Below are 12965 nucleotides of genomic sequence, written 5' to 3'. Positions count from 1 at the left end.
AAACCTCCTTCTCAACTATTTTGTTCCTAGCTACTAGTACACTACACATAAACACTCGTACTAAAACGAGACTCTCGATACAATTTGTATCGCATTTATCACAGTATTTCACGAGATATCCTTAATGTCAATAACCTATTCATTGTTGATATCTGCTATTTCTACATGACTTCCTTTTAACGTATGTTTCGACAATACCTGTCCATAAATATCACCTATGCCTTCGCTTAAATGAAGATTCTAGTTAATAAACCAGGTACATCACTATCCAATTTATTCAAATGACTGATCTAATAGAAGTGCGAAAGTTTCCGCAGACTAGGTTGTCGAATAGATTGCGGGGAGGGTGGAAAATACACAAAAAAGTAGTACCATTTACGTTTCCGGAATTATATCTTAAAGATGCAACGTCATACTGAAAGTACGAAAAAAGATGTCCCTCTGGAGTTGAACTGCACCCCAGTTGAACATCATGATGAAGACGCTTTTTATAAAGCGCTATATACCTTACTCCGTACAGGATAACTAAACGTACTTCATGAAATCAACGAATACGATATGTTTGTTAGCGAAAACGCTGCTATATTTAATATAGCTAGTCACACTAGCAGGCTCATTATTACCTCTTCACCTTATAAAACTCATGATACAACTTCATCAATGCCCGCTTCTCGATACGTGACACATAGCTACGGCTAATCCCAAGTTCCTTCGCAATCTCCCGCTGCGTTCGTTCCTCTCCGCCCTGCTCCAGTCCGAATCGGCCTTTAATGACTTCCTGTTCACGTGGGTCCAATATATCCAGGTTACGATAGATTTTACTCTTCTCAATCTTCAGTTGAACGAGATCCGCCACGTCGTCTGCTTCACTACCTAGAATATCAATCAAAGTGATTTCGTTACCTTCTTTATCCGTTCCAATGGGATCGTGGAGAGATACATCTTTACGTGTTTTTTTGAGGGAACGCAAATGCATTAATATTTCATTTTCAATACACCGAGCAGCAAATGTTGCTAATTTCGTTCCTTTATTCGGTTGGTAACTTTCAATTGCCTTAATCAGGCCAATTGTCCCAATTGAGATCAGATCTTCGAGATCTTCGCCTGTGTTGTCAAATTTCTTGACGATGTGCGCCACGAGTCGCAGGTTATGTTCAATAAGCATATTTCGCGCGTAGCCGTCTCCTTCGGCCATCAACTTTAAGTACTTGCTCTCATCTTTCTCGGATAGCGGTTGGGGAAATGCATTGTTCTTGACGTAAGATACTAGAAGCGTGAGTTCCTTGATAAATAAAGCGATCATACTGATCAGTCCAGACAAAGATGACACCTCCTACTGAATACAACAACCTACTGCGTATCGGTCATTTTATTCTATGTGGGCGTGCGCCTATCTGTGCATGTACGGGGGAAATATGTATTTTGGCAAAAGTGGAATGGTTTAAATCTCCCCTTAAACCCACAAATACAAATTATTAAAATATTACGGACTATATAACAGGCTCCGCTCTCATAATTTGTTCAGGTATTTATTTACTATTCACCTTCCCTATCGTATTAGGGTATTTCTACAGTTGCGATAGATTTGAAAAATAACTCAAGAAACGAACATAACAAAAAAAGGTCAATCATAGTGATAACTGACCATAATCGACCTTTTTAATTTACCGGTAAAGCGAGCTTTAAGTTATATAATTCAGCCTGACCGTGCGTACAATCGTATTTTACAAGTTCTAGTAACCATATTACATGGGTATAATGAATTAATTCTTGAATGATGGATTCATTCGACACTGGATAGGGGTTACTGCTAAAAAGACAAAAAGAAGACCTCGTTTATACAGCAGAATGGAGAGATTATAAAGTTGTGTCAAGAATCTTTATAAAGAAATTCAGAAATACTTCGAGCTACATTGGAATGTGGTTCTTGTTGCAATGCTATTTCCAAGTTTACGCCAAATTTTCCTGAAATTTATTTTTTTAAATAGGAATAGTCTGATTATTACTCATAATACCGGACAAGTTCATCCGAATCCGTAGTTACCAAAACGATTTCATCATTCTCAAAAAGAATAATTTGGGGATATGTTTTCAAGTCAAATATACTCTCGTAATTATATTTTTGATCTTCTCTAACATCAATAAAAGATACATTAGTAATCGATTTATCAATTTTCAAGTTATTATTAATGTAATCTATTTTCTGCTGTAATGTTTCTATAAATGAATCTTCCATTGATTTATTTGTAAAAACAACAACCGAGATCTCATTTTCTTGATTTATCAATAAATAATCTGTGGCCTTCTTTATGTTATCTTTGCTGCATCCCGAGATGAGAATAATTAGCAAAAATAAAATCAGGAGGTTTTTCATACTCTCACACCCCTATTGAAAGACTGGCTAATAACCAACCTCCATGTATTTTTAAAAAGAAAACTTGGCTCAAAACCCAAATCAGTACTTCATAATATATATATAAGATTAAAATTGAAAAACATCTGCTATACCTGTTTGTTGTATGTCCTACTCAACAACAAACAAGAATAGACAGATGCAGACCTAGTACTTAATGAATGTTTCATTTACCAGTCATCATAGCTTAGCAAAATGCAGAAACCAATCTTTCCATAAGTAGGATAAATTCGAAGATATAATCCGATAGGAGAGGACTAAGATGCGGCTTGTTCAGCATCTTTCTGTATTTACATTGCGTAGAATCTAAGATTTTGTTGGTGCTAAATAGAGTTACGCAAGCTATTTTGCTCTGATAAGGTGGAACAGTGCTAGGTTCAACAGTTGCGAATAGTACTCGCGAATATTTATTGGACTTTTGCAGTAAAATCATGTGTATAAGTATCGATAAAGGTTGTCCACTGGACTGGTCTATTACCAAAGGAATACATGGCTCCAATTTCCACATAAATACCTGCCTGAATTTTAACATTACTACCTGCTCCAGTAATTTTCGTTGTCCCTTGAATAGTATATTTATCAAGATCTCTTCCGTTTGAATCTTGTAATGGAATCGAAATAATATTGAGATCCCAGCGAGCAGGGTTACCATCTGTTTTAGTGTTAGTTGAACCAATTGGAATCTGAATTTCTGATCCTATTCCTGCGTAAGAAAGTGCAATCGGGATAGTTTTTTGACTTGTTTCTCTCACTATCGGATATGTGTATGCAATAGCATATGGAGATGTAGTTGCATATGATTGATATCGAGTCAATACAGTGAAGATTTCAGACTGCTTCTTGATTAATTCTCCAGTATTACCATAAGGGTCCTTCCAAGTATTAATACTCGAAAATAGTGGCTGAAATTTCATCTGTAAGTTATTATCATTATTTGAAACGAGATTGGTAGTATTCCATTGTATATTTGAAAAAGTATAGTTACCATATTTAGATGATTTTACATAAGATAGATTGTCAGCCATTGGCATTACCATTGTCTGGCTGTTTCTTTCTATAATCTCATGCATATCTTCTAGTGAAATCCACTCATTATTATTGAAATGTATGAATGTCTCTTTAGGAAATTCATTACCAATAGAAGGAACCGAAATAATTATATCACCATTTGCATTCTCTTTTTTGTCATACCCTATTTTCAATACGAATGATTCACCAGTAATCAGCGTCCCTTGAGCTGAAATTATAGTTATATTTGACTCTGTATCATGATGTACTTCATAAGAAACGTTATCAACTTTTATTACTTCCTCTTTGGTGTCTAAAACAAAAAAGAGATCAATTGCTGACAACAGCTCTACGGTCAAGTTATTGTATTGTTTTACTTTTTTATAAGTTTCACTATCAAATTCATATACATTGTTATTGTAAACGTATCCCCATTAGTAGCAAATGAGAATTATGGAGAAGCAGTAAACATAAGCAAGAATATTGCTAGTAACATTAGACTTTTCTTCAAAACATAAACCTCGTAATATTTGTGATGAGAACTGGCCAGCTCCAGAAATCTTACTGGCTCCACCTCAATTACCGCACTTGCTAAACTCTCTTACTTTAAATGGTATCAGTACGAGAATAATATGATCCTAAAAATCGCAAGGTGTAATTCTTATCTCAACGTGAGGTATATTATCGAGCCATACATATTGGTAAATATAGGTTAATAATAACAAACATGATATGTATAAACAAATTTAATACAATAAATGATAAAAAAGCCCTACTTTCCATATGATATCTCGATTATTCTACAATTTTCGACATAGATAAACTTTTATACGGCTACTACAAACAGAAATAATGCAATATTTAAGCATGATGGGTTTGAGGTTTGAGGTTTCCGCTTTGTCCATTCATCCCCGATTTTATCATGGATTTATTCAATTTTCGGGATTTTTTTATTGGTTATAGCAGGGCTTTATTGTAGGGTTACATCATTCAGAACCATCAATATTAAGCACCCCACATGTGCTCTATAAATAATGTAACTTGTCCAACAAAACTACATCGGATCGTGTTCACAATGTCTTGACGATATGCGCTACGAGTCGTAAGTTATGTTCAATCAGCATATTTCGTGCGTAGCCGTCTCCTTCGGCCATCAACTTTAAGTACTTGCTCTCATCTTTCTCGGAAAGAGGTTGGGGAAATGCATTGTTCTTGACGTAAGATACCAGAAGCGTGAGTTCCTTGATAAATAAAGCAATCATACTGATCAGTCCAGACAAAGATGACACCTCCTACTGAATACAACAACCTACTGCGTTAACGGTCATTTTATTCTATGTGGGCAGATGCCTATCTGTGCATGTACGGGGTAAATATGTATCTTTGGAAAACAAAGAGGGTCAGTTTTTTCTGCACACTGACCGTAACATTTCGTAAACGTATTTCTTAACTTAAATTAGTCGACAACAAAGAGTTTTATTCAACTTATTGATCTAAATGATGATTTACTATATGAATTTTTGAGAACATGTCGCCCTAAAAAAGGGGTAGATCTCACCCCTAAAACAAAAAATACGTATCAACAAGCAATAATAAAAAATCTATTCGAATTTGCGTACACGAGGAAGTATATTAGTGAAGATCTACGCCATCGTTTTGAGAATTGGGCTGATGATCTCAACCCCCGTTATTTACCAGACGAATATATAGAACCATTACTGAATACCGCTAAAATCGGTTCTTGGCCATTTCTAAATTGGTCGATCATATATTTCATATTAACTACTGGTTGCAGAATATCCGAAACAGTCCGCCTCCGGATTTGTGATTTTAATATCACTGAAAATATTATATTTATTAGAAAAAGCAAAAATAACACCAAGAGGTATGTACCTATGTACCCTGAGGTAAAGATTGCTATACTAGATTTTCTTGCACGAACGGGAATTTATGAATGGGATGTGAGAAACCAAGATCCATTTTTCACGAAGAGGTGCTATGATACGAGGCAGCCTATTAGTATAAGAAATGTTCAATATTGGATGGACAAGATATACACAACGATTGGAATGAAGGGGGATTACACTGTCCATAGTATGAGACACACCTTTGCTGTGAACTGTATAAAAGAAGGAATGCCCATTGAAATTTTGCAGCAGGTTCTTGGACATAAATCCATTGAAACCACAAGGATCTATGTTCACATGCTGCCTATTGATTTGAAGAATGAAGTTACTAAAAAATATCCATTCCCTTACGAAAAATTAATGAATGGGCATTGTTCATTCGTCATTTGACCAGGTTCTATGCCTTCAAGAATCCAGCGAAAAATCTCTTCTCTATTCGTAGGGTCTTCCAGCAGATCTTTGACTAATTTATCTGGTAATTGCATCGCAGCCTTTGCGTCAGCTATAGCAGCAGAAAAAATCTCTAACGTTCTCCGTGAGTAGTTATCTATTGACCAATTCGGAAAGTTCTGGAGTTACTAATTTTAAGAGTTACGAGTGATACGAACGCCTTACTTAGACTTCTATCTATTAGATCCATTACTATCCCGCCATAACCTTGTTTGTGATTTTGAGAGCTACACTTATAACTTAACAGGCTTCACTCAAGCGATTTCAGTCTGTTATCCGCTGAAAAATATACAAAATTCTTTATTCATCAGATTCAAACTCTACTCGATTCCCCCTTTCAGGTAATAGCTGTTTCCAAATAAAGAAACACTTGTTAATTCGTTTGTGGAAAGGAACAGAACAAATAATTTCGTCTAGTATTGATCATTTGGTTACTTTTATAATAAATCCCGGTATATCTATTATTTTTGCATCAAATCTCAACGATATAGATACTATTTTCCTACTTAACTTTAAGTATTCGGTAGCCTCATCTTCGTTAAATAAGACAGAAACATCGTTGACGATATTGAGATTGAACTGTCCATCACTCAACTTGTTCTTTTCCATTTCCTTTTTGATCTCAATATCGGATAAATCATTAATTTTAACTTCAATATCTCTTACCAAGAGTCGTGTTAGTTTACTATCAAAACCTACCCATACAAAATAATCCGTTTCAAAGGCATTCATACCCTCTATAAATTTTTGTAACCGAATCTTTTCACTTTCATCTTCTCGATATAAAATACTCGTGTTTGATGAAATACCATATATAAAACTATTGATATTTACAGATTCGTCATTAGTAATTGAATCTACTAACCTAAACAATTTACTAATCTTATGTCTTTCTTCATAAGTCAAGGATTCTTTGATAAATCCTTTCTGTTCAAAGACATCCAAAATGAAATCTTCTAATTTTCTTTTATATGTTCTAAGATAAAATTCTATTTTCGCTTCTTTTTTAGTAGCGATAAACTGAATATGAGTACTAAAATTATAGTTAAACATATATGTTTCTAACTCTTCGGCAACGTCAAATCCATTGCCCGCTGAAATAAAGTAAGGATTATTGTAAGTAATTGTTTTACTCTCTTCCTCAATAATTTTTATGTTATGATTTATAACATCCACTGCTTTAGAGGCAATCTTTACTTCTTTGAACTTTATCTCTTTATATCGCATCAATATTTGCTCACTTAATAACATGATTTCAATCCGGGCACTTTCTTCATCTCCATCAAGTCCAATCATTTTCTTGAATTGATGATATTCTTGAATTGTCTCTACATTGATTTTCGAACCATTGAAGTGACTACTAATGAACGAGAATACTTCTGATTCGTTCAATATATCTTCTGGGATGCGATCGATGTTTAAATTTCCAGAGACCAAATCATAAAAAAGAAAAAATTCTCTAACAACACTCTTCATCATCAACCATTTTGCATTACTTCCTTCTAAACGTTCCCAACTAGACAATGCATTTTGGACTTCGCTATAATTACCCCAAAGACTGGTACCAAATAATAGATCACGCCAGTAATCGCTTCCCGAAAGCATCATTCTTTTATATTGATGTCTACCCTCAGAAGTTAGCGGTTCTTTAATACCAAGATAATAAAGGTACACGGCAATCTTTAAATGCATTGATACAAGATTAATACTATCACGAATTAAAAAATCCGATTCTTTTAGGATGTCTATACTCTGATTAAAGTTAGCAACGTCTTTTTCATCTATCATTGTTTTCAGCAAGTATAAGATTATATTAGATACGATTTGTATCTTTTCCAAATCTTCTTCTGTCCTCTTGTAATACATTAGATACATACAGTGCTGAAATAACTCTGATATTAGGGATGATTTTTCTAAATCATTTAGAAATTTATTTTTTGATATGAAATAGTAATATCTACTGAACTCAATCACAACATCATGGTTATAATACTGACCATCATATATACCAGTATTATTAAACATATCGTCAAGCAAAAACAATAGGTTCAACTCTTTTACCGATTCACTGCTTTTCTGTTCAGGGATTTGCTTCAATAAATTTTTTATCATGTTACCAAAAACTAATGGAACACGATGCTCTCTTTCTATAACTGCATACAACGATCTCGACATACCAACCGCCAACTTTGCCAAACCATTCTCAATTAATTTCTCACCGATTTGATCAACATATTGTAACCATACTTTCATAAACTGTGATTTAGTTGGATTTTTGCTCTCTTGTACAATTGTTCTTAGGATATCACCAAACAAGTCTATGTTTTGGTTGATTTCATCAATCTCTTTTTTGTTTATGAGATCTATTGTATGCAAATACAAACGATTTAAAGAATATTTCATATCTCTGCCTCATTCAACCATAAGATTTTCTTTTTCTATAGCATCTTTACACTGTTTTAATATGTAGGCTTTCATTTCATTTTTGACTACTTCTTCGAAAAGTATTAACTTAATGCTAGAGTGAAGCATATGAATAGTCAATAATATACTAATAGTAAAAATGAAGATTGCACCCGCTAATGCTGAATAAGCTACAAAGAAGTATTGGACAAGGATTAGTACCAAACCTAAAATCACTTCATCTTGGAACTTTACAAACCTTCTATTTTCCTTTAATAAGAAATCTAACACCTTCATACCATATTTTTTTTGTTGACTAAATCCAATTAATAATGCCAATATAGCTATGCTCAAAGTTGTAATTCCTGCATGAACCTGCCAAACAGTATTTAATAATGAATCAACGTCTTGTTGTGTAATGGTTAGCCATTTGTTGTTGTTAAATATTTTTGTGAAAACCATTCCCAATATCACCATAATCACTAATGTACAAAACAACTTAGGTATCGAATATATTCGTTTCATGCTTGTTCTCCTAATTTGTAAATTCTCCATTATAATCCCTGTATATATTAAATTCGACCTGTTCTCTTATAATCCTTCCAATTATTTAATATGAACCTGAGGCAAATATATAGCTATTTGAGTTTTCCAATTTAAAATATTTCTATTATTGCATTAGTATTTGAAAATTCATTCCCTTCTTACCCCGTCACTTACGATTTTTTTCATTTTTTCGAGTGTTAATGAACAAAACACTACACATGTTGTAGAAATAGAAGGTCCTGAGTCTATGAGAAAATAAATGTAACTTACTGTTGAAGTATTCAACCGATAGCATCAAGAAGTTTCACACTCACACCCGATACAAATATTTCCAATATGATAATATTATTAAAATCAATTAACAGATAAGAAAGACACTTGCAATAGTAATTGCAAGTGTCTTTCTTCAATATTTTCTTCCCTATAAGGATTACCAACATAGTTCAAAGGTCTACTAGTTTAAAGTATCTTTCGAGGAGTTGAATCCTATTTTCTCTGGAAAGAGTTCTTAACACCAGTGACTTATCTAACTCCATCAGTAACGAAATAAGTTCATACTTCCTAAGCTTATTTAGTTTATAAATATTGTTTTGAATGAAATTTCTTTTAAACGAATAGCTGTGCAATTCTCGTAGAGTTTCCCCACCAGTTATTAAATTTTTCTTTCTACAACTTAATAGCTTGCCCTTTATGTATCTATCAAAATAATTCCATAATTCACTTTCGCCACCTATTTCTTTATAACTTTCAATTATTCCATAGTAAATCTTTCGATTATAGTAGGTTAAATCACCTCTTTTGTCTAAAAATCTTCCGTTCTTATAAAGACTTTTTTTACTGGTAATATATTTCATCTGCTCTAACAATAAATGAACATTTTTATGAGTTTGCTGAAAGTTATCGAAGTAAGTATCTATAACTCCCTTTATCTTATTAACTTTATTCTCTGATATTGTTATTTTTAATTTAACATTGTCATAGCTGAAGTTATAACCTAAATAGTCAAAATCATCCTTAACTTTTTTTGACAATTTAATTATCTGCTCTTTTTCGATATTTGACTTTAAATTGTGATGTTCAAAGATTTCTTCAAGGCGTCTTCTCACTTCAATTTCCTCTGTTTTTGACAGGTGACCATTAATAAAAATAATAATATCATCAACATACCTGCAATAGTAATTAATCCTTGGATGTAATCTTCTTAAATCACCATCAAAACTCTCCAAAAATATTTCAGACAAAATACTACTAACCGATAACCCTTGTGGTACTCCTATGTTACCTTCAGATAATCTTAATAATCGTTTTATTAATTCATATTCACTGTAACTCAATAAAGAGGCATTCCTAAGTTTTTGCAATAATTTACTATGTGATATGCTTGGAAAGAAACTTTTAATATCTAATCTAATTACATGAAACGGAGTACCACTGTTCAATTTTCCAATGATAGTTTTGATAATAAAATCTCTATGATTATATCTAACTTTATATTTTTTTTTTATTCTATCCTTTAATATTTCCATGGTTAAACGATCACGAATAGTAGGTATACATACTGTTCTTCCATTATCTAATTTAATCTTTTTTAATCTAGTAAATTTATAAGTCCCATCTTGAACTTTATTTTTAATCACTTGATAATTATCTAATTTCTCCAAATAGAAATTTGTAGGTGTTATTTTATCTGTCCCTGTTCGTAGCCTTGATCCAAGTAACAATAAGTAACTTTCCAGCATTTCATCTGTAATAATACTCATTAATTCCCCACCTACTCCTACAGTCGTAAAGTTAGAACATTGGCCCGTACAAACTGGTGGTTGTGTTTTTTCAGGATTCCGGATAAAATCCAAGTCATCCCAAATTAATAAAGATAATAGGCAGTAAAACTAGGAACTACTGTACCGCAGCCAACGTTTCTAATATAATCATATCATACTTCCAAAGAAAGGAGAATATTGGATGAAAATCGACAGTAAAATTTTTATTCTGACAGACACTTTACCCTATGAAATCCCCCTTATCTACTCTAATGTTGAGCTTTATCGACATATAAAGGATAATCAAGTTTGGTCTAATATCAATCTTAATTTGGCGGAATATGGTAATGAGTATTCTATACCAATTCAGTTTTCAATATGGAAAGATGATACGACAAAAAGATTTTTAAGTTTAGTTCATCCTTTCTCCCAGCTTCAGATGCAAAAATTCATTGAACAATTTGGTTTTGAACTCATTGAGTATTGTAAAAACAATTCTATTTTTTCAGTAAGATACCCATCCGGAATCAATACTACAAAGAAAATATCAGAAGATAAAATACAAAATGAAATGCTATTTTTACTTGACGAGAATTTAGAGTATAAAAATAATGATTCCGAAGAGTACGTAGATAGTTTCTTCGTGAAATGGAAATATAACCGAATCACTAATTTTTACAAAGACAATTTGTTTAAAAGCCTTGAGATGAAGTACAAATATTTATTGAAAATTGATATTAAAAGTTGTTTTGACCACATTTATACTCATAGTATTGATTGGGCATATTTGGGTGGAAAAGAACTAGCTAAAGATTTATTACGGGAAAAAAATAGATTCTCCTACATTTTAGATTCGCTAATGCAAAAAGCTAATTACAATGAAACAAATGGAATAGTTGTAGGACCTGAATTTTCAAGAAGTGTCGCAGAAATAGTTCTATCGAGAATTGACTTAATTGTCTACGACTCATTAAAGAAAAAAGAAATATATCATAAAAAAGACTATGAAATTGTTCGCTTTATTGATGATATATTTATATTTTCAAATAATAAAGATATCTTAGAAATAACACGTTCTTTATATGATGAGACTTGTAAATATTATAAGCTTGATATAAACCAATCCAAAGTATTCTACGAAGTTCGTCCTTTTTTAAAAGACAGGATGTGGGTACCAAAATTTAAAACTATTCTTGATAAATATTTTCTGAAGTTCTTCACTAAACATACAATCACAAATGTTGGTTTCACAAAAAAACAAATTGATAGATTAAATTTCAACTTAATTGATGAGCTACGATGGATTATGGCAGAATACCCTAAACAGTCCGAAAAAATCATAAGTTATGTATTCAATTCATTCGATAATCACCTTGAAGAAATATTTAAATTTATTGAGAATGAAAGCTCAGAAATAAAGTCTTACTACCTTATGTCACTTACTGATGTTTTACACTATTCTTTGATCTTTTCTATAACTTCCGCTCATATAAAAAAATTCATTAAGTTTATGACCAAATTCAGTTCATATTCCAAAAAAAATTTGTTAGATCAATCATTAAATATAATCTTTAAAAAGTGCCTTGAAACTTTAAAATTCAACATAAACACACATTATATTGAACTTAATAATCTAATACTATTTATGCGCAGATTTCAACGAGACCTTCCTGAAAGCTTACTTATTAACTACCTAAAAACAGACCAAAGTTACTTTACAATAGGTTCTATTATGTTCTACTTAGATACTAAGAAGCGTAGATACCGCTATTCAAAAGTAAGGGCTTTAATTAACGAAATAATGAATACAATCATTGAACAAATTAATGATAAATATTTTAATGGACCTTTAGATCGACAAAAAGTCAAAGACTTTATGCTTAGTAATTTATTTTTGCCAATACATGATTTTTCTGGACACTGTAGCCTGGAGAAGGAGACACAAAATAAAATAAATCAAATCAAAAAAAAAATCTCCAAAGTGCCTTGGTCTAAGAAGAGTGACAGTCCTCTATTTATATTTTTTAAAGATTATGTGTTGGATTTCAATAAGCCATTTTTCAAACTCGACCAAACTGATGATAATGTCATTGAATACTTAATATTAAAAACAAACAATCATTCAATTGGTATTTCTGGAAATTAATTTTTTTTGAATATCGATACGCAATTTAACCTGCACTGTACCTGATAGTGGATACTATAAAAGATCATCCACTATCAAATTACATCTACATAAGTAGACTATTCGTCTTTTGAAGTGACCCCTGTCAAGTAGACAATTAACAAAAAGCAATATTTAAGCAGCCTGAGTCCTGTATTCGTAGGGGCTCAGGTTGTTTAGTTTCTTTTGAAAGCGTTCATGGTTGTAGAAATGGATGTACTGCTTAACGGCGTGTTCGACCTGCTTTACAGAATGAAACATATGAAGCTAGACGCCCCATACTTGCCACTACATGACAACGTTATCCATACTTC

The 12965-nt window shown here is 32.5% G+C and carries 9 protein-coding genes and 1 pseudogene; 2 read left to right on the top strand and 8 right to left on the bottom strand.

What is annotated here, in order from left to right; all coding sequences use genetic code 11:
- Positions 1-619: 619 nt before the first annotated feature.
- The 4 genes and pseudogenes from sigK to PBAT_RS18735 all read right to left on the bottom strand — a co-directional run.
- A complete protein-coding gene (gene sigK / locus PBAT_RS18750) occupies positions 620-1321 on the bottom strand; it encodes an RNA polymerase sporulation sigma factor SigK (protein ID WP_068651791.1) in 702 nt (233 codons plus the stop codon).
- Positions 1322-2002: 681 nt separating this feature from the next.
- Positions 2003-2374 carry a hypothetical protein gene (locus PBAT_RS18745; protein WP_068651789.1) on the bottom strand — a complete coding sequence of 124 codons (372 nt, stop codon included), beginning with the start codon at positions 2372-2374 and terminating at the stop codon, positions 2003-2005.
- A 446-nt stretch (positions 2375-2820) separates the two neighbouring features.
- The gene (locus tag PBAT_RS18740; protein ID WP_068651787.1) at positions 2821-3780 is read right to left on the bottom strand and encodes a hypothetical protein; all 960 of its coding nucleotides are present in this window, start codon (positions 3778-3780) and stop codon (positions 2821-2823) included.
- A gap of 720 nt (positions 3781-4500) precedes the next feature.
- Positions 4501-4701, bottom strand: a pseudogene (locus tag PBAT_RS18735) (RNA polymerase subunit sigma-70); the annotation flags it as partial.
- A gap of 240 nt (positions 4702-4941) precedes the next feature.
- On the opposite strand from PBAT_RS18735, the gene PBAT_RS24905 reads away from it, so the two are divergent.
- Positions 4942-5718 carry a tyrosine-type recombinase/integrase gene (locus PBAT_RS24905; RefSeq protein WP_169810137.1) on the top strand — a complete coding sequence of 259 codons (777 nt, stop codon included), beginning with the start codon at positions 4942-4944 and terminating at the stop codon, positions 5716-5718.
- A 483-nt stretch (positions 5719-6201) separates the two neighbouring features.
- Here the strand turns inward: PBAT_RS24905 and PBAT_RS18725 are convergent, their stop codons facing one another.
- The 3 genes from PBAT_RS18725 to drt3a all read right to left on the bottom strand — a co-directional run bounded on the left by PBAT_RS18725 (position 6202) and on the right by drt3a (position 10487).
- Entirely contained in the window at positions 6202-8181 is a 1980-nt protein-coding gene (locus PBAT_RS18725; RefSeq protein ID WP_068651782.1) for a hypothetical protein, read from the bottom strand.
- Between the two features lie 9 nt (positions 8182-8190).
- Positions 8191-8706: a hypothetical protein gene (locus PBAT_RS18720; RefSeq protein ID WP_068651780.1), complete on the bottom strand. Its 516-nt coding sequence runs from the start codon at positions 8704-8706 to the stop codon at positions 8191-8193.
- Between the two features lie 464 nt (positions 8707-9170).
- Entirely contained in the window at positions 9171-10487 is a 1317-nt protein-coding gene (gene drt3a, locus PBAT_RS18715) for an antiviral reverse transcriptase Drt3a (protein ID WP_068651778.1), read from the bottom strand.
- 202 nt (positions 10488-10689) lie between these two features.
- Between drt3a and PBAT_RS18710 the strand changes: the two genes are divergently transcribed.
- Positions 10690-12633, top strand: a complete 1944-nt coding sequence (locus tag PBAT_RS18710) for an RNA-directed DNA polymerase (protein WP_068651769.1) — start codon at positions 10690-10692, stop codon at positions 12631-12633.
- 153 nt (positions 12634-12786) lie between these two features.
- Here the strand turns inward: PBAT_RS18710 and PBAT_RS24900 are convergent, their stop codons facing one another.
- Positions 12787-12912, bottom strand: a complete 126-nt coding sequence (locus PBAT_RS24900; RefSeq protein WP_084403254.1) for an IS3 family transposase — start codon at positions 12910-12912, stop codon at positions 12787-12789.
- Positions 12913-12965: the final 53 nt, after the last annotated feature.

The sequence above is a fragment of the Paenibacillus antarcticus genome (assembly GCF_001637225.1).
Classification (GTDB): domain Bacteria; phylum Bacillota; class Bacilli; order Paenibacillales; family Paenibacillaceae; genus Paenibacillus_AQ; species Paenibacillus_AQ antarcticus.
This window is presented reverse-complemented; position numbering and strand designations above follow the sequence as displayed.

Coding starts and splice junctions, on each gene's coding strand:
- PBAT_RS18745 (WP_068651789.1), bottom strand. CDS start 2,374: ATGAAAAACCTCCTGATTTTATTTTTGCTAATTATTCTCATCTCGGGA.
- PBAT_RS18710 (WP_068651769.1), top strand. CDS start 10,690: ATGAAAATCGACAGTAAAATTTTTATTCTGACAGACACTTTACCCTAT.
- PBAT_RS24900 (WP_084403254.1), bottom strand. CDS start 12,912: ATGTTTCATTCTGTAAAGCAGGTCGAACACGCCGTTAAGCAGTACATC.
- PBAT_RS18720 (WP_068651780.1), bottom strand. CDS start 8,706: ATGAAACGAATATATTCGATACCTAAGTTGTTTTGTACATTAGTGATT.
- drt3a (WP_068651778.1), bottom strand. CDS start 10,487: ATGAGTATTATTACAGATGAAATGCTGGAAAGTTACTTATTGTTACTT.
- PBAT_RS18725 (WP_068651782.1), bottom strand. CDS start 8,181: ATGAAATATTCTTTAAATCGTTTGTATTTGCATACAATAGATCTCATA.